The 17,640-nt window shown below is 45.2% G+C and carries 14 protein-coding genes; 6 read left to right on the top strand and 8 right to left on the bottom strand.

Annotated elements, in window-relative coordinates:
* Positions 1–27 precede the first annotated feature (27 nt).
* Genes uvrB through DN752_RS12730 form a run of 3 tightly spaced genes read left to right on the top strand, consistent with a single transcriptional unit; the run spans position 28 to position 3,152 of the window.
* Entirely contained in the window at positions 28–2,067 is a 2,040-nt protein-coding gene (uvrB, locus tag DN752_RS12740; RefSeq protein WP_112784302.1) for an excinuclease ABC subunit UvrB, read from the top strand.
* Entirely contained in the window at positions 2,064–2,501 is a 438-nt protein-coding gene (locus DN752_RS12735; RefSeq protein WP_112784301.1) for a hypothetical protein, read from the top strand. Before uvrB ends, DN752_RS12735 begins: the two co-directional genes overlap by 4 nt.
* A gap of 12 nt (positions 2,502–2,513) precedes the next feature.
* Positions 2,514–3,152, top strand: a complete 639-nt coding sequence (locus DN752_RS12730; protein WP_112784300.1) for an AlbA family DNA-binding domain-containing protein — start codon at positions 2,514–2,516, stop codon at positions 3,150–3,152.
* A gap of 299 nt (positions 3,153–3,451) precedes the next feature.
* Here the strand turns inward: DN752_RS12730 and DN752_RS12725 are convergent, their stop codons facing one another.
* The 6 genes from DN752_RS12725 to DN752_RS12700 form a co-directional block, all read right to left on the bottom strand.
* A complete protein-coding gene (locus tag DN752_RS12725; protein WP_112784299.1) occupies positions 3,452–4,771 on the bottom strand; it encodes an aspartate kinase in 1,320 nt (439 codons plus the stop codon).
* Between the two features lie 42 nt (positions 4,772–4,813).
* Entirely contained in the window at positions 4,814–5,290 is a 477-nt protein-coding gene (gene ribH / locus DN752_RS12720; RefSeq protein ID WP_112784298.1) for a 6,7-dimethyl-8-ribityllumazine synthase, read from the bottom strand.
* A 99-nt stretch (positions 5,291–5,389) separates the two neighbouring features.
* Positions 5,390–6,109 (bottom strand): tetratricopeptide repeat protein, encoded by a 720-nt coding sequence (locus DN752_RS12715; protein WP_112784297.1) that lies wholly within the window; start codon positions 6,107–6,109, stop codon positions 5,390–5,392.
* A 275-nt stretch (positions 6,110–6,384) separates the two neighbouring features.
* A complete protein-coding gene (gene pdhA, locus DN752_RS12710; RefSeq protein ID WP_112784296.1) occupies positions 6,385–7,407 on the bottom strand; it encodes a pyruvate dehydrogenase (acetyl-transferring) E1 component subunit alpha in 1,023 nt (340 codons plus the stop codon).
* A gap of 310 nt (positions 7,408–7,717) precedes the next feature.
* Positions 7,718–8,722: a glycoside hydrolase family 43 protein gene (locus DN752_RS12705; RefSeq protein ID WP_112784295.1), complete on the bottom strand. Its 1,005-nt coding sequence runs from the start codon at positions 8,720–8,722 to the stop codon at positions 7,718–7,720.
* A 456-nt stretch (positions 8,723–9,178) separates the two neighbouring features.
* On the bottom strand, positions 9,179–9,703 hold the full coding sequence (locus DN752_RS12700) for a DinB family protein (RefSeq protein ID WP_112786533.1): 525 nt from the start codon (positions 9,701–9,703) through the stop codon (positions 9,179–9,181).
* Positions 9,704–9,903: 200 nt separating this feature from the next.
* Here DN752_RS12700 and gldD point away from each other — a divergent pair, with 200 nt between their 5' ends.
* Positions 9,904–10,482 carry a gliding motility lipoprotein GldD gene (gene gldD, locus DN752_RS12695; protein ID WP_112784294.1) on the top strand — a complete coding sequence of 193 codons (579 nt, stop codon included), beginning with the start codon at positions 9,904–9,906 and terminating at the stop codon, positions 10,480–10,482.
* A gap of 55 nt (positions 10,483–10,537) precedes the next feature.
* Complete coding sequence (locus DN752_RS12690; RefSeq protein WP_112784293.1) at positions 10,538–12,154, top strand: family 10 glycosylhydrolase; 1,617 nt, start codon at positions 10,538–10,540, stop codon at positions 12,152–12,154.
* 69 nt (positions 12,155–12,223) lie between these two features.
* Here the strand turns inward: DN752_RS12690 and DN752_RS12685 are convergent, their stop codons facing one another.
* Positions 12,224–14,005: a sodium:solute symporter family protein gene (locus DN752_RS12685; RefSeq protein ID WP_112784292.1), complete on the bottom strand. Its 1,782-nt coding sequence runs from the start codon at positions 14,003–14,005 to the stop codon at positions 12,224–12,226.
* 357 nt (positions 14,006–14,362) lie between these two features.
* Here DN752_RS12685 and DN752_RS12680 point away from each other — a divergent pair, with 357 nt between their 5' ends.
* A complete protein-coding gene (locus DN752_RS12680; protein ID WP_112784291.1) occupies positions 14,363–15,451 on the top strand; it encodes a phosphotransferase enzyme family protein in 1,089 nt (362 codons plus the stop codon).
* A 472-nt stretch (positions 15,452–15,923) separates the two neighbouring features.
* Here the strand turns inward: DN752_RS12680 and DN752_RS12675 are convergent, their stop codons facing one another.
* Positions 15,924–17,627 (bottom strand): SusD/RagB family nutrient-binding outer membrane lipoprotein, encoded by a 1,704-nt coding sequence (locus DN752_RS12675; protein WP_112784290.1) that lies wholly within the window; start codon positions 17,625–17,627, stop codon positions 15,924–15,926.
* Between the last annotated feature and the right edge of the window lie 13 nt (positions 17,628–17,640).

Below are 17,640 nucleotides of genomic sequence, written 5' to 3'. Positions count from 1 at the left end.
TTAGTGTAAGGATACTGAAGAAATACTATGGATTTTAAGATCATCTCAGATTATAGCCCTACCGGCGACCAGCCAAACGCAATCAAAAACCTTTCCGAAGGAATCTCCAGTGGAGAGCCCTCGCAGGTACTGCTTGGAGTTACGGGTTCGGGGAAGACCTTCACCGTGGCCAATGTTATCCAAGAGGTGCAGCGGCCAACTTTGGTGCTTTGCCATAACAAAACCTTGGCAGCACAGCTGTACGGGGAATTTAAGCAGTTTTTTCCGGACAATGCCGTGGAGTATTTCATCTCCTACTACGATTACTATCAGCCAGAGGCATTTATTCCTACCAGTGGTGTGTACATCGAAAAAGACCTGTCCATCAATGAGGAAATCGAAAAGCTCCGATTGAGTGCCACTTCGGCTTTGCTGAGCGGTAGAAGGGATGTAATTGTGGTGGCTTCGGTTTCTTGTATTTATGGTATCGGTAATCCAGAGGAATTCGGGAAGAATGTGGTGAACCTAGAAGAGGGCCAGCGCATTCCCCGAAACCAGCTATTGTTTCAGTTGGTGGACATCCTATACAGCCGTGCCAATGCGGAGTTTAAGCATGGTACTTTCCGGGTAAAGGGAGACACTGTAGACATCTTTGTGGCCTATGCGGACTTCGCCTATCGGATTTATTTCTGGGGCGACGAAATCGAGGGCATCCAGCGTGTTGATCCCGAGACGGGAAAGCGGATCAGCAGTGAAAAGCAGATCACCATTTTCCCGGCCAATCTTTTTGTGACGGGCAAGGAAACCATAGATGTGGCCATTAAAGAGATTCAGGATGACCTGATGAGCCAGATTTCTTTTTTCGAAAAAGACATGCGGCTGGAAGAAGCCAGCAGGCTCAGGGAGCGAACGGAATTTGACTTGGAGATGATCAGGGAATTGGGCTATTGCTCGGGAGTGGAGAACTATTCCCGGTATTTTGACCGTAGGTCTGCAGGGGCACGGCCTTTCTGCCTGTTGGATTACTTTCCGGATGATTATATGTTGGTGATCGATGAGAGTCACGTGACAGTGCCCCAGGTACGTGCCATGTGGGGAGGTGACCGTTCCAGAAAAGTAAACCTCGTGGAATACGGCTTTCGACTGCCTTCGGCCTTGGATAACCGCCCACTGAAGTTTGATGAATTCGAATCCCTGACCAATCAGGTCATCTATGTAAGTGCCACTCCTGCGGATTATGAACTGAACCAGACCGATGGTGTGGTGGTCGAACAGATCATCCGCCCTACAGGCCTACTGGATCCGCTGATTGAGGTGCGGCCTAGTGGAGATCAGATAGATGACTTATTGGAAGAAATCGACCAGACGATCAAAAAAGGTGATCGTATCTTGGTGACCACCCTTACCAAACGAATGGCCGAAGAGCTCAATAAATTCTTGGAAAGAGCAGGGATCAAGTCCCGCTATATCCACTCCGAAGTAAAGTCCCTGGACCGAGTAGAGATTTTGCGTGAGCTGCGTCTTGGGGTTTTCGATGTGCTGGTGGGGGTAAACCTGCTGCGGGAAGGCTTGGATTTGCCAGAAGTGTCTTTGGTGGCTATTTTGGATGCTGACAAGGAAGGCTTCCTTCGAAATGAACGTAGTTTGGTGCAGACCATTGGCCGTGCAGCGCGGAATGAAAATGGCCGGGTGATCATGTATGCTGATCGGGTGACGGCGTCTATGCAGCGTGCCATGGACGAGACCAAAAGGAGGAGAGGCATCCAAATGGCTTATAACGAAGAACATGGCATCACACCTACTACCGTCATCAAGTCCAAGGACAGAATCATGGGGCAAACCAAGGTGGCAGACAGTAAGAAAAATGCCAAATTCTATGATGATCACTTTACGGAAGAAAATGCCTATGCGGCAGATCCCGTGGTACAATATTTGAGCAAGGACAAGCTCGAAAAGCTGATCCCCCAAACACAAAAGCAAATGGATAAAGCCGCCAAGGAACTTAACTTTATGGAAGCGGCGCGCTTACGCGATGAGTGGCAGGGACTCAAAAAACGACTGGAAGAGCTCAAACGAATGGATGGATGAAAAAAATGATAATGCTACTTGCGTTCCCACTATTTCTGTGGGGAGGACAGGCAGTGATGGCACAGCAGGCCGAAGGCAGTTATTTGGTTTCTGGAGGATTGGATTTGGCACGCACAGATGCCCCAGGAGTAATCAAACGCTATCAGATAGGACTCGAAGCCAACTATTTTCACTGGTATAATATTTCCTTTTCCGGAGGATATGAATTTAACTATAACCGGCCCAATCAAGTGACACTTGGGGGAAGGTATTATCCGCTAGAACCTGCTTTTCTACGGGTAAGAGGCTTGATCGGTAAGGACAGTGATGTAGCAATTGGGGCCGGCTATACGGTTAACCTCTCTTACCGTGTGCGGCTAGAGGGAATGGTGGATTATTATGCCGTGACCAATGTGGCAGGTTTGAGGGCCGCCATTGGAATATTGATCAACTAAAACAAGCTAGACATGACACTTCAGGAGGTCACTAGGCTGGCCCGCCAAGGTGAAGGCCTACACATCGAGTTCAAGAAGAAGGTTGCTCACCCTGAAAAGATCGTTCGTGAAGTGATCGCCCTTGCCAATACCGAAGGCGGCCATCTGCTTGTGGGGGTGGATGACGACGGGACAGTGAGTGGCCAGCGCTATGTGGAAGAAGATGTCTATGTGCTAAACAAAGCCATAAAGGAAATGATCCGCCCACTGGTGGATTTTGAGCATGTGGTCCTTCCCATAACAGAAAAAAAAGGCGTGGCGGTTTACCATTTTTATAGAAGTCCCAAAAGACCTCACTACCTGTACGAAGAAGGTCGTAAAAGATCATTTGTAAGAGTGGAGGACAGGACAGTCCAAGCGAGCAAGGAAGTGTGGGAAATACTAAGGAGGGGCAAAAAAGAGAAGGACATTATCTTCAATTATGGTGAAAAGGAAACCAAATTGATGCAAGCCCTTGGAGAGCGAGAAGCGATCACTCTAAAGGAATACTCAAAAGTGGCGCGGTTACCACGTTTTATCGCTTCTAAGACCCTCGTGAGATTGGTGCTTGCGAATGTACTGCAGGTGATCCCCCAAGAGCAGGAGGACCTTTTTAAGCTGAAAGGAAATTAGAATCAACGTAAAAACCTCACGGATAGCACAGGTATTCACTGATTTTAGGTCCTGTACCAGTGATCATCTGCGAAATCCATGAGGATACAAACTAGCAATCTTAGCCCGATTTATAATTAATATCAACACCGTCGTTGCGAAGGCGGAATGAAGCCATCTTTCCTTTGTAAACGAAGATAGCTCCGTCATGCTTCCCTACCTAGCGGCAGACAGGCCTGCTTGGCTTTAGACAAACTCACAAGGACGGCTTGATATCACTTTGATAATCGAGTTCAGAATATATAAGCTAAATCAATATTTTACCACTGAAACAACTCGTCATTGAGTCGTTGGAGGGCTTCATTTTTGAATTTGGAACCTACAAGAATAGAGACGTTGTTTCGACTACCACCATAGGAAACCATCCTCACAGGAAAGTCCTGTAATGCTGCAACTACTTCGTTGATCATACCAATGTTTTCGGCGATCATATTACCGGCTACACAGACAATGGTCTGGTTATAGTCGATTTCCGTACTGCCAAATTTTTCCAGCTCCATGATGATTTCCTTAAGGTGAGTTTCATCATCGATGGTTACCGATACTGCCACCTCAGAGGTAGTGATCATATCGATCGGCGTTTTGTACTTTTCGAAAATCTCAAATATGTTTCTTAAGAACCCATAGGCCAATAACATCCTGCTGGATTTTATTTTTATGGCGATGATACCGTCTTTGGCGGCGATGGCCTTTACCCCTTTGCCTGTTTCCTCAGCGGTAATAGTGGTACCGGGAGCTTCTGGCTGCATGGTATTTAGGAGTTTTACAGGGATATTGTACGTTTGTGCAGGCCAGATAGAAGCAGGGTGGAGGATTTTTGCTCCGAAATAGGCAAGCTCAGCGGCTTCATCAAATGACATCTCGGCAATAGGACGGGTTTTGTCCACCACTCTTGGGTCGTTATTGTGCATGCCATCGATGTCTGTCCAGATTTCCACCACGCTGGCCTTGATCGCAGCACCGATGAGTGATGCAGTATAATCACTTCCGCCACGCTTCAGGTTATCCACTTCGTTGCGGTGATTTTTGCAGATATATCCTTGGGTGACAAAGAGTGTGTCCTTATCGTAGTTTTTGAGGATCGATTTAAGGCGATCGCTGATTTTGGCGACTTCCGGCTCGGAATTTTCATCAATGCTCATGTATTCCAAGGCAGGAAGGAAGATGGCTGGAATGTCCTTTTCCTCTAGCAACGTGTAGAAAAGCTTGGTGGACAGCAATTCCCCTTGCGCAAGGATGTCTCTGTTTATGGCTTCATTAAAAGAGATTTTGAGGATGATATTTAAAAACTCAAAGTGCTCTTTGATGATTTTTTCTGCCTTTTTGCGACCTGCTTCTGATTCGAGCAGCTCTTTGTAAAATTCCTGATAATGGGCATGCAATGTATCGATGCGCTCCTTTGCCAAGTCTTTTTTGCCCTCAGCAAGAGCATCGCCGATACCTACAAGGGCATTGGTCGTTCCAGAAAGCGCAGAAAGTACAATGATTTTTCTTTCGCTATCTCGTGTGATCAGGTCTTTTACCTGGTGCATTCTTTCGGGTTTGCCCACAGAGGTGCCCCCAAATTTCATGATTTTCATGGGATAAGTGGAATGTATGTTAATGGTTTGTTTTGTTACGGATTAGAATCCCAGCATTTTGATGGCCGTGATGGCCGCTTCATCACCTTTGTTGCCATGCTTGCCTCCAGCACGATCCAGCGCCTGCTGTTGGTTATTTGGGGTGAGTACTCCGAAGATAACAGGCTTATTGTACCTAAGGCCCACATTGGTGATACCATGCGCCACGGCATCACAGATAAAGTCAAAGTGCTTGGTTTCGCCTTGGATGACACATCCGAGACAAATGACCGCGTCGATTTCCTTCACCTCTGCCACCCACTGGGCACCAAGGGTAAGTTCAAACGATCCGGGAACATTTTTGCGGAAGATATTTTCTTTTTTTGCTCCGTGGATCAGCAAGGTTTCCACGGCTCCTTCATAGAGGGATTCGGTGATCTCTTCGTTCCACTCGGAAACCACAATCCCAAACTTTCTATTGCTGATATCGGCGATATTGGTGTCAGAGTGCTGGCTAAGATTTTTCAGTGATGTTGCCATGATTTATCTGTTATATGGTATTTTCTAAATGGGTATAAATACAAAAAGAGTAAGACCTCTTGGCCTTACTCTTTTTAATGCTGTTATATGACTAAAGCATTACTTAGAAGCAAGGCCCTCCAAGCATGCTTTGTGCTTTCGTGCTAAAGTAAACTCGTACGATTCTGGATAGTTCTTTTCGATTTTGCCATATGTACTGATGGCCTTGTCCAACTGTCCCGCGGATTCGTAGGCCACAGCTAGTTTATTAAGGTACATCGGAGTGAAGAACTTATTCACCTTATAATTGGCTGCTTTTTCATAAGCGCTGATGGCTTCGCTGGTTTGGCCAAGCTCCATATGCGCATCCCCCAAAAGGCTGTATGCCTTAGCCTGTACAAAGAAGTCATCTGCAGAAAAGTCCCCTAAGTGGTCTACCGCTTTCTGGAATTCTCCTTGTGTGAGATAGATAGAACCTGTATAAAAATGGGCAAGATTGGCAGAGTTGGTGCCGTTGTATTCGTCCAAAATTTGCAGGAAGCCATCATTGACTCCATCGCCATTAAGGGCATAGTCCAGACTGTCTTGCTCGTAGTAATATACTGCTTGGAACATATCAGCTTGAGCTTGCTTGTCTTTATTGGCAGTGTTGAACTGGAAGTAAAGGATACCTGCAATTACCAGAATGCCTGCGATCAGGATTCCTCCCACAATGCGTGAGTTTTTCTTCAAGAAAGCTTCACCTTTCCCCAACGAATCAGCAATAGCTTCTGGGTTTTCGAGCAAATCGTGATCATGCTCTTCCTTATGCTGTCCTTTTTTTATTTCTTTCTTAGCCATTCTTTTAAAATTTCAGTCGCAAATATAGATTATGTTTCATATAATCCCAAAACCTACTGTTTTTTATGGAGGCACATTTTCAAATGGCCATAGTTTTTTACTTTTTTGTATAGGGTGTAATGATTCTTCATAGCTTCTAAAATTCTCAGATGATTGTTTAATCGGGAATTTTTTTGTCTATTGGGAAGACCAAGGAAGCAATCATAAAAAAAGCCAGCAGATTAATGGTTGATACCGTGATCAGCTGGCTTTTATTATATGTTTTTCAGAATACCTTATTCCATGACAAAAGGATAATCCTCTTGCATATAGACATCTTCAAATGCTTTTTGTCCGTCAGGCCATGGAGATTCTTCCGCAAACTTCACCGCATCAGCTACTTGCTTTTTCACTTTGTCATCGATCTCCTTTATTTCGTCTTCGCTCAGGATGCTATTATCCATGATAGTCTTCTTCACCTGCTCGATAGGATCTTTTGCTTTATACTCCTCGACCTCCTCACGGGTTCTGTACTTCTGGGGATCAGACATGGAGTGGCCTTTGTAGCGGTAGGTTCTTACTTCCAATAAAGTAGGTCCATCGCCTTTTCTGGCTCTTTCAGCGGCTTCGGCTACTGCCTCATGCACTTCTTCTACATTCATGCCGTCCACTGCAAAAGAAGGCATATCGTAAGATTCTCCGAGTGTGGAAAGGTCATCCACATTGGAAGATCGCTTCACCGATGTACCCATGGCATAGCCGTTGTTTTCGATAACGAAGATGACAGGCACTTTGTAGAGCATGGCCAGGTTAAAGGACTCATGTACGGCACCCTGCCTCACAGCACCATCACCCATATGGCAGATACAAAGGTTTTTGGTGCCTTTGTACTTCTCGGCAAAACCAATTCCAAGTCCCATAGGTACTTGTGCTCCTACGATGCCATGACCTCCCATGAAGTTACGCTCCTTGTCAAAGATGTGCATGGATCCGCCTTTACCTTTGGTGGTTCCGGTAGCTTTGCCGAACAATTCGGCCATCACGGCACCTGGATCAGTTCCCAGTCCCAATGGATGGGCGTGGTCCCTGTAAGCAGTGATCCACTTGTCGTCTTTTTCAAGCGCTGTGATCGCTCCAGCAGCACAAGCTTCCTGACCTATGTATAGGTGACAAAAACCTCTGATTTTTTGTTGACCATAAAGTTGGCCGGCTTTTTCTTCAAACCTCCTCATGAGCAACATGCTCTCATACCAAAAGGTATAGGTCTCTTTGGAGTATTTTACTTTGGATTTAGTGGTTGTCGAACTTTTTTTCGCCATATCGATAGTTATAAAATACGCATTTTTCGGGGCTCAAATATAAATAAGTATTCACTGATTAGCAAAGTCTTTTGCCAATCTGGAAAGCGATTCCTCAAATATCTGCTTTTATATGGATGATTGAAAGGGGAAATATTGGCTCAATGTGTCCAAAACTGCTTACCAAAAACAATCGCCCAATATCCAAAAGACCTCTCTACTAAATTTAGTGATCACATTCATTTAACCCGATTTATGCATGGCCAATGTGCCTAATGTGGTTGGCAAATAAGCTAGCTACGCTACTTCCTCAAGTTCTTAGAATCCGGGTTTAATCCCCTACCTTCTGCATGAAATCCGGGAAACCACTTGGTGTCCACCTTACGACTCTTGCTCGGGTGGCACGGTTTGGATCGGACAGCTCATGGCCTTGGATTTCTCTGTAATCACGAGCGTGGTAAATCATTATCAGTGTCTCGCCGTCTTCAGCAGTGGTGAAAGAATTATGTCCAGGGCCGTATCTTTTGACGTCCTCATTGGTGTAGAATACCGGCCCCGGTGACTTGTTCCAATTTGATTCGTTCAGCAGCTCAGCGTCTTCATCGATCCATAATAGCCCTACGCAGTAATTATCATTTGTGGCACTGGCCGAGTAGGTGACGAAAATTTTCCCGTCATTTTTGATCACCGCAGGCCCCTCATTGACGTTGTATTTTACCCTTTCCCAGCTAAACTCTGGCTCTGTCAGGATCACTTCTGGGCCAGTAAGGGTAGTGGCATCTTTCATTTCGGACATGACCAAGGCCGTGCCATGCTCCCCACCGCGGACATTCTGTGCCCAGATCATGTACCTCTTGCCTTGGTGCTCAAAAGTGGTGGCATCCAATGAGAAGGATTCAATAGCTGTTTTGACCTGGCCTTCTTCTTTCCAGTCTCCTTCCATAGGGTCTTCTTCGTCAGTGGACAGCGCCCACATACGGATGTTCCAGATGTTCTCTGCTTCTCCGGCAGCAAAGTAAATGTACCACCTGCCATCTATTTTATGCAGCTCAGGAGCCCAGATATGGTGCCCCATCACACCTTTATCGTGTTTGGTCCATAGCGTTTTTTCTTCGGCAGTTTTTAGACCGTTGATGGTGCTGGCCTTCCTAAGGACGATGCGGTCGTAATCAGGAACTGTGGCGATAAGGTAATAGGTACCATCATCTGTTCTGTATATCCATGGATCAGCTCGTTGCTCAGCAATGGGGTTATCAAATTGCAGTTCTTGTCCGATGATGTTTTCAGTGGAGGAAATGGCCAAAACCACTGCTAAGGCTATTTTAATGAGGTTCATTTTGATGTATTTGGTTGATCAATTTGGGTAAAGATATCAATATTGATCCATTACAAAAATATAAAGTGTAATAAATACACGAAAAATAACACTTGTTTCTGTACGACTACCAGTTAATTGCCGGGCCACTAAGGTGGAGGGATAGAGCATAGTGGAGTATAAGCCTAATATGCCCTGTGTCCCCCTTATCGGGTTAACGTAAACCGTGCACAAAAAAACTTCGGTTGGTGGTTATATTGAGCCAATAGCTCAATGCCCTTGTCTTCACTACAGAGCTGCCGGAAGAACAGTGGCCTTTGTCCAATAACCTACGTGGCCTACTGGAGGCAAAGGAAAGGTTTCTCAGGAATTACTTAGAAAATCACTTTATGGATTGTTTTGGCCGGTCTATGCATTAGGCATCGTTCACCTCAACTATCCGAGTAATACTAGGCAATCCCTGAGAAACAATCTCAATTACCAAGCCCGGAAAGCAGGTGGCTCAACGCCATTTAATCTAAGGTAAACGATCAAATTTCCTCTATGGTGGATGCCATGGGTGTCAATAAGATTTTCTACTTGTCTGCGGGTGATTTTATTTCCGCCAAAAACCTCCACTTCTTCGGCAAGCTCATCATCAGTCAGGGATGCCACCGTCTCAGCGACAAAGTCAAAAGACTTTTCCACGGCTTCTTTAAGCTCCGCTTTGCTCATGTCTTTTTTCTCCATGTCCACGCCTGCATCACCTTTTTTGAGAAAGTTATTGGCCATCATGATATTGGCGCCGGCGATGTGCATGACCATTTCACGAAAGCTCATGACATCATCCACAGGCTTGAAGTCAAGTTTGTCATCGGGCATGGCTTCCAGAATCTCTACCGTATATCCTTTCATGGTATTCCACTTTGAGGAAAACTCTTCTTGATTGGTTTGGGCATTGGAATAAAAAGCGCTCAGCATCAAGCAAAGTGATAAAACGATGGGTTTGAAAATTTTGATCATAATATGTGGGTTTTGGTTAGTACTCAATAGCCAGTAGGCAACAGTCACCTCTCCTAGATCATCTTCCATGAGTAAGAGTGACCTTACAATGCTGCCAATTATGGGGTTTTATTCACCTAATTTAATCAATAAATAAAGAGAATAGACAATATCTCCCACGTAAAATGAGAGATTGAGATCATTTTCCTAACTTTGACAGCATGAGAAACAGCGTGATTTTCGGCATGGTGTTATTGGCATTGGTAGCCTGTGGAGACGGTGACTACTTGCCAAAGCCCAAGGGGTATAACCGGATTGACCTTCCCGAAAAGGGATTTGTAAAGCTACCGGACAATTATCCTTACCAGTTTGACCGTTCTGTTCACACTGAGGTAGAAGCAGATACTTTTAATTTGGATAAAAAATATTGGATCAATTTGGCCTATCATTCCTTAGGGGCAAAAGTCCACCTGACATACAAAGCAATCAATGGAAATGAGGCCAGGCTCAGGGACATTCTGGATGATGCATTTAGGCTGACCGCAAAACACCAAATCAAAGCCTATAGCATCGACGAGGCTGTAACCCGGACGCCGAAAGGCTATGTCGGCGTAGTGGCCGAACTCAGCGGTGAAGTACCTACCCAGTTTCAGTTTTTTGTGACTGATTCTACCGATAATTTTCTACGAGGGGCATTGTATTTTAACACTGCGGTCAAAAACGACAGTTTGGCTCCTGTAATCGAATACATCAAAGAAGACATGACCCACCTGATAAATACCTTGGAGTTTAAAAATTAAGGTCTGGTTTTTGAGACTTGATGGCCTATATCACTAAAGTTTGACGATTTAATTCATGAAAATTACGATGCGGTTTTACGGTATCATCGCCTTGGTGCTGATGATGGCTTCCTGTGCGGGCTCCAAGAAGGTCAGCCAAGCACCGTCTCCTGTGCCATCTGCGCCAGCCGAAACCACTCCTGAAGAGTCTCCTGTCCCTGTGGAGCAACCTAACGATGCGCCAGCACCAGAGACAATGCCGATGTTTACTCCTCCTGAGCGTGAAATGAGGGGCGTGTGGATTGCTACGGTGGCCAATATCGACTGGCCATCTTCCAGTACGGACAGCTTTGAACAGCAGCAGCGTGATTTTATCCAGATATTGGACTTCTATAAGCAGCGAAATTTCAATGCGGTTTTTGTCCAGGTTAGGGCGGCGGGAGATGCTTTTTATCCCAGTAAGCTGGCTCCTTGGTCGCGGTACCTGACCGGAAAGGAAGGAAAAGCCCCTGCCACCGTGATGGATCCCCTGAAATGGATGATCCAGGTAGCACACGAAAGAGGCATGGAATTTCACGCCTGGTTAAATCCCTACAGGGCATCATTTAACCTTAATGTGGACGAACTTAGTCCCTCACACGATTACTACCGACATCCTGACTGGATGGTAAAATATGGCACCAAACTTTATTACAACCCCGGTCTACCAGCAGTTAGAGAGCACTTAGTGGGAGTAGTAGGAGAAGTAACCGAAAATTATGATGTGGACGGTATTCACTTTGACGATTATTTTTATCCTTATAAAATCAGTGGGGTAGAATTTGATGATAAACAAGCCTATCGCCAATACGGCAATGGCCTACCCTTGGCCGATTGGCGACGCGCCAATGTGGATAAGTTGATAAAAGCTGTCCATCAGGAAATAAAGAATGAAAAACCATGGGTGCAGTTTGGGGTAAGTCCTTTTGGTGTGTGGCGCAATGCCTCGGTAGACCCTCGTGGTTCGGAGACCAGGGCCGGCCATACCAACTTTGATGATTTATATGCAGATCCATTGATATGGATGAAAAATGGCTGGGTCGATTATATCGCTCCACAGATCTATTGGAGCATGGATTTTCCTGCGGCTTCTTATAAAACCCTTATCAAATGGTGGTCTGAAAATGCTAACGGGACGAAAATTTATGTGGGCAATGCCTCTTATAAAATCCGAAGCGATGGTGATGACAGCTGGGACAGCAGTTTCGAAATCCCCAATCAAGTAGCCTTAGGGAGGAGTACGCCTGGTATAGAAGGAAATGTATTTTTCAGGGCCAAGTCCATGATGGGCAATAACCGGGATGTGGCTAACCTCCTACTCCAAAATAATTATACCAATCCGGTGTTAACCCCAGCCCTGCAAGTCAGTTATGGTGTAATGCAAAACCTGTTGCCAGAAGTGGAGAGTTCCCATCTGGCGGACAGAGGACTGCAATTAAAAATTACCAATGCCTACCTATCCGAAGCTGTTGTGCTCTTTGGTCTGTCGCCCAATGGCAAATGGGAGCTTATAGAAAGTCAGCGTACGAGCACTTCATTTGATAACAAGACCTTTGCCTTCGATAGCTTTATGATCCAAAATTACCAATACCTCGCAGTGGGCTTTAGGGGAAATTATGGTGAGCTGTCCCAGATGAAAGTATGGAAGCCGTAAGTAGTTCTCAAAAAAAGCTGCCTATCGAAATAGGCAGCTTTTTTTCATTTACTTATAATTTTACAAACGCTAAAACAGCTTGATTTTATTCCAGCCTCTAAACAGGATGTAAAAGCCAACGGCACTGATGACCGTGGCGATGCTAGCTGATAGGACATTATCATACAGCCAGAAGCCAATGGCAAATAGTGCAGCATAAATGGCCACAGAACCTGTTACCATAAGGCCGATCTCAAATGGTAGCTGGCCTTGTTCCGCTTCTACTTCTGGGTGCTTGTCCAGGACTTTTCTCCATCCGTAAGCCGCAGGTTTGACTTTTTTGTAGAAAGAAAGTAGTACTTCTTCCTTTTCTGGTCTGGTGACCAACGTTACCGTCACCCAAGTGGCAGTGGTAATACTGACGCCGTAAAGCAACTTCAGGTATTCCATTCCTTCCGGGATACTGATTATGTTGAATTTAGGATTAATAGTCTCAAAGAAAAGAGCTACGATAAATGAAATGATCATCGCAGAGATTTCTGTATAGGAATTGATTCTCCACCAGAACCATCTCAAGATAAAGATCAAGCCTGTTCCTGCGCCAATTTGCAGGAGGATATTGAAGGCTTCCAGGGCATTGGAAAGCGACAATGCCAATAAAGCGGCAAGGCCCATAAGTACCACAGTGGAAATCCTTCCTACATTTACGAGTTCCTTGTCGGAAGCTTCAGGCTTCACAAATCGCAGATAGAAGTCATTAACCACATAGGACGATCCCCAGTTCAGGTGGGTCGAAAGCGTGGACATCACCGCAGCGATCAAAGAGGCCAAGACGATTCCGATCAGTCCAGTAGGGAGGTAAGTCAGCATGGCGGAATAAGCCAAGTCATTCCCCAACTTATCTGCAGGCATATGTGGAAAAGCTTTTTGCAAATCACTGATTTCTGGGAAGATGATCAATGAGGAAAGTGCAATGATGATCCATGGCCAAGGTCGGAGTGCGTAATGGGCCACATTAAAGAAAAGGGTGGCGCCAATGGCATTTTTCTCATTTTTAGCAGAAAGCATCCTTTGGGCGATGTATCCCCCTCCTCCTGGCTCTGCGCCGGGGTACCAAGTGGCCCACCACTGGATGGCAATAGGCACCAAAAGCATCGGAATTACTTCATTCATATTGCTGAAATCAGGAAAGAATGAAAGCTTATCGGAAACGTTGGGATGGGTCAGTAGGTTTTCGAGAGAACCAATTTGCGGTAAATCAAGGATGTAAATTGCCGCACCAATAGCACCGGCCATGGCGATAAAGAACTGGAAGAAATCCGTCAGCAAAACACCTTTCAAGCCTCCAAGGGAGCTGTAAATTACCGTTACGATGGAAGCGATCAGCAAGGTCTGCACGGGTGTCAAACCAAGCATCACACCGCCGATCTTAATAGCAGCAAGTGAAACGGTGGCCATGATCACGATGTTAAAAAAGACACCAAGATAGATGGCCCTAAAGCCTCTTAGGAAGGCTGCTGGCTTGCCGCCATACCGAAGCTCATAAAACTCTAAGTCCGTGGTGATTTCAGATCTTCTCCATAGCTTGGCATAAACGAAAACGGTGAGCATACCCGTAAGAAGGAAACACCACCATCCCCAATTGCCGGACACACCGTTTACCCGGACAATGTCCGTAACCAAGTTTGGCGTATCAGCAGAGAAGGTAGTGGCCACCATGGACACACCAAGGAGCCACCAAGGCATGTTTCTTCCTGATAAGAAGAAGTCTTTAGAACTTTTACCGGCGGTTTTGGAGGTAAATATGCCTATCAGCAACGAAATGATGAAAAAGGCAGCTATTATGCCCCAGTCGATAGGAGAAATGTTCATAATCTAGTAATGTCTTTTGATGATGTTGACTGTAATCGCTAATCAGTTTTTGATGACTAATTTCTTTGTCAAAACTAGTTTTATAAAATTTTATATTTAATTAAACCCACTTAACAAAGAAATTTTACTAATGTATTCAATTATTCATGAAATACAAAAAAAGTATTTACATGGCTTGAAATTTTATTTACCCAAATAAAAGAAATATTAGTGAAAAGATATATTACAATATTAATTTTTTATTTTTACGTTCGTTTTTAATACATAAAAGTTTCAAAATCTTTTGAATTTAAGATTGGTGAACTATTTTAAATTAAAATGGTTAAGCATAGCTGACCAGCATTCGAGTAGATAAGCATGATTACAGACCGTATAACGAGTAAAAGCATACAATTGATAATTGGTCAGCTGTTGGGGAATTTTGGACATGATGCAACTGACACCACAATACGTCCCTACGGATCAGGCCATATTCATAAGACGTATTTGGTGGATGGGCCTAAGCAGCGATTCATTCTTCAAAGTTTCAATCAGTCGGTATTCCCCTTTCCTGATAGGATAGCAGGAAACCTTCAGCAGGTAAAAGATCATTTGAATGAAGCGGAGCTGGATTTCAAGCTTCCTTTACCGATGAAGACGTCTGCTGGAACGCTTTTTTCTGATCATGGTGAGAGCTTCTACCGGTTGTTTCCCTTCATCGATGGGGCGTGCATCGACAAGGCAGAAAATTCCCGGCAAGCGTACCTGGCAGCCAAGGCTTTTGGAGGTTTTATAAAGGCCTGCTCTGTTATTGAAGCAGGTGGACTAATGGAAGTGATAGAGGGCTTTCACGATCTTTCTTTAAGGTACCGCCAGTTCGAAAATGCCCTCAAGGACACTCAGGTGGCTATGGAAGGAGAAGTAAGTGAGTGGGTTGATTTTTACAAAAAACAGGTTTTGTTGGTGCGAAAATACCGAAAATACACAGATATCCTCCCGCTTCGCGTAACCCATAACGACACCAAGATCAACAATGTCATCTATGCACAAGACTTCAGTAAAATCAATGCGGTGATTGACTTGGATACGGTGATGGCGGGGTATGTTTTCTATGATTTTGGGGATTTGGTGCGTACGGTGGCCTGTACTGAAGAAGAAGCGTCCACGGATTGGGAAAATATAGATGTGGACTTGGATAAATATGCCGCCTTGCTGAAAGGTTTTGGAGAAGCATTAAGTGGAGAACTGACCACCGAAGAAAAGGCATCCCTCCCTTTTGGCGGGGAAATGATGGCCTGTATCATGGGGCTTCGGTTCTTGACGGATTACCTCAATGGCAATATCTACTATCCCATCAGCTATCCCGAACAAAACCTCCACCGTGCCAAAAACCAAGGCCTCTTGCTACGGGCTTTGCAAAGTAAGCGGGAGGAGATAACAGCATTGGCAGAGAAGGAGTTGGGCTGATATAAGTGATCAGTGTTCCCTTTTCAATATGCCTCCTCCTGAAAATGAGTTGGCTTATGAAGCGATCATTGTACCGCTATAAAGCACCCAGTCTGAGCGCCAATAGCTATCAGTTTAAGCTGATATCAGCACACCAACTACCACAAATACATAAACTTAGCTGTTCGAGATTTGTCATCTCGAACCGAGATAATGGGGATTTAAAATCCCCCTAGGCCATTTGTGAATAACGCAGATATCAATAAGAATATAGGTTTTCAACAACTTGCATACATTATCCTGACGGCTATGGTCTGAGCGCCCGGTAAATCTGTCTAGCTGCCAGAATGGACCAAAAACTAAAGCAAAACAACTGATCTTGGAGTAGTTTCAGCCCTCAATAGATAGGCTAATGCATTTTCCGGGTTAAATCAAAAAAGGCTACTCCGTATACGAAGTAGCCTTTTTTTGATATTAAGTTGTTTTTACGACTTTATTTAGCCCACCATAGCTTAGTTCCTTGCATATCAGGCCCTTGCAAGTCTATCGCTGTTCCATAATTATCTGGATTGGTAGCCTGAAGACTACTGCCATATCTTAACCGTTGAGGATAAGCACCTGCGGTGATGGTACCGGGGCCATATAGCTCATAATCACTCACTCCGGCAGCTAGAGAAGCAGGATATCCCGTATCCCTTACAATCGCCCAAGCTTCATAACCATCTGTATAATGGGCGATCCATCGCTGAATGGCTATTTTTTCCAGGTTTTCATCCACAGTACCGTCCAGCTGAGCGATAGGTTCAGCAGCCAAGAACGCATCAATGGCCGCATCATCAACTGCCCATACCCGCATGGCTTCTTTGATACCCAGTTGGTAAAGGTCCTGCGCATTGCCAGCACCTATTCCTGTAAGAGCAGCCTCAGCCTGAAGGAAGTAGGATTCTGCCGAAAGCAACACTGTTTCTGGTGTAGCAGAGCCACCTTGGTTTTTCTGCTGGATCACCAGGTCACTTGGTTTGCTAAAAAAGCCAAACTCAAGTATAGGTGATATTTCTCCACTGAGCCTTACTGGCTGGCCGATAAAATTGGTGTTTTCGGGCATGGTGACCACGATCGCGTCGCCCTGATCATCCCAAGTATATTCCGCGTCGGATTTGTCGAAGACTTCTCTAAGGAAGTTGGTCCTTTTGGGAAACAAGGTATAGCCTTCCTCGTCTTCAGCTTGGTCAGGACGGGTAAGGGTGAACTCGCCACCTTCTGCTGGCTTGGCATACTGCTCCAAGCGCGGGTCATTATTGTCTCTTAGATAATCAATCAGTTCTTGTCCTAATACCCAATCTGACCCCGCTCCGAAATTGTGCCATACATCCGAATAGGCAGAGTAGTCCCACTGGGAGATTTCCAGGTCTTTCTCGATCAGGGCACTCTCACCTTCGGCCAGCAGTGGTGCAGCCAGTGCTTCATTGATAGCCGCTTGACTGAAGTCGTCACCCTCAGCTCCTTGTGCTCTCATGGCCATTTTAAGCTTCAGGGTATTGGCAAAGCGCTTCCATTTCTGTAGGTCGCCACCATAGATGACATCATTGTCACCAAGGTCTTCCAAGGCATCTCCGGTACTGGTATTGTCACCGATGACTGCCATGGCCGCATCCAAATCAGCAATGATGCCTTTGTAGATGTCCTTTTGGGAATCAAATTTCGGTAAGGACACATTTTCCTCAGAAAAGACGTCACTATAAGGAATCATCCCAAATGTGTCGGTATAGAGTTGGAAGAAGTGACTCTTCAAGATGAGCACCACCGAATGGGTAAGCTCATTTTCGAAGGCTCCGCCAGGTTTTGTAAATTCCAGTAACTGTTTCACTGTCCCTAACAGGCCATTGTAATGGTCCCAAGCAGCGTCGGTATAGGCCACGTTATAAGAATAGCCCAGCTCATCACTCCACCAGTTGCCATTTTGGCCTAAGGTAAAGTGGCCGGCATACCGGTCGGTATGGAGCAGATTTGCTCTCCAGTAATTGTATCTGGCCGGGATGTATGGCCTTATCATCAATTCGGTAAGGAAGTATTTTGCGCTGGCATCATCCTCGCCGATCAGGTTGGGGTTGGTGTTCATTTCCTCGAAGTCGGATGTACAAGCTCCGAGGGTCAATGTCATCAGTCCCACTAATGTTGTTTTATGTAAAATATTCATAATTGGCTCGTTA

Origin of the sequence: Echinicola strongylocentroti (assembly GCF_003260975.1) — a bacterium.
GTDB classification, from domain to species: Bacteria; Bacteroidota; Bacteroidia; order Cytophagales; family Cyclobacteriaceae; genus Echinicola; species Echinicola strongylocentroti.
The sequence above is the reverse complement of the archived record's forward strand: the minus strand, read 5'-3'. Positions and strand labels throughout refer to the sequence as shown.

Bases quoted from the DNA above. Each gene is read 5' to 3' on its own strand.
- uvrB (WP_112784302.1), top strand. From the start codon at position 28: ATGGATTTTAAGATCATCTCAGATTATAGCCCTACCGGCGACCAGCCA.
- DN752_RS12735 (WP_112784301.1), top strand. From the start codon at position 2,064: ATGAAAAAAATGATAATGCTACTTGCGTTCCCACTATTTCTGTGGGGA.
- DN752_RS12730 (WP_112784300.1), top strand. From the start codon at position 2,514: ATGACACTTCAGGAGGTCACTAGGCTGGCCCGCCAAGGTGAAGGCCTA.
- DN752_RS12725 (WP_112784299.1), bottom strand. From the start codon at position 4,771: ATGAAAATCATGAAATTTGGGGGCACCTCTGTGGGCAAACCCGAAAGA.
- ribH (WP_112784298.1), bottom strand. From the start codon at position 5,290: ATGGCAACATCACTGAAAAATCTTAGCCAGCACTCTGACACCAATATC.
- DN752_RS12715 (WP_112784297.1), bottom strand. From the start codon at position 6,109: ATGGCTAAGAAAGAAATAAAAAAAGGACAGCATAAGGAAGAGCATGAT.
- pdhA (WP_112784296.1), bottom strand. From the start codon at position 7,407: ATGGCGAAAAAAAGTTCGACAACCACTAAATCCAAAGTAAAATACTCC.
- DN752_RS12705 (WP_112784295.1), bottom strand. From the start codon at position 8,722: ATGAACCTCATTAAAATAGCCTTAGCAGTGGTTTTGGCCATTTCCTCC.
- DN752_RS12700 (WP_112786533.1), bottom strand. From the start codon at position 9,703: ATGATCAAAATTTTCAAACCCATCGTTTTATCACTTTGCTTGATGCTG.
- gldD (WP_112784294.1), top strand. From the start codon at position 9,904: ATGAGAAACAGCGTGATTTTCGGCATGGTGTTATTGGCATTGGTAGCC.
- DN752_RS12690 (WP_112784293.1), top strand. From the start codon at position 10,538: ATGAAAATTACGATGCGGTTTTACGGTATCATCGCCTTGGTGCTGATG.
- DN752_RS12685 (WP_112784292.1), bottom strand. From the start codon at position 14,005: ATGAACATTTCTCCTATCGACTGGGGCATAATAGCTGCCTTTTTCATC.
- DN752_RS12680 (WP_112784291.1), top strand. From the start codon at position 14,363: ATGATTACAGACCGTATAACGAGTAAAAGCATACAATTGATAATTGGT.
- DN752_RS12675 (WP_112784290.1), bottom strand. From the start codon at position 17,627: ATGAATATTTTACATAAAACAACATTAGTGGGACTGATGACATTGACC.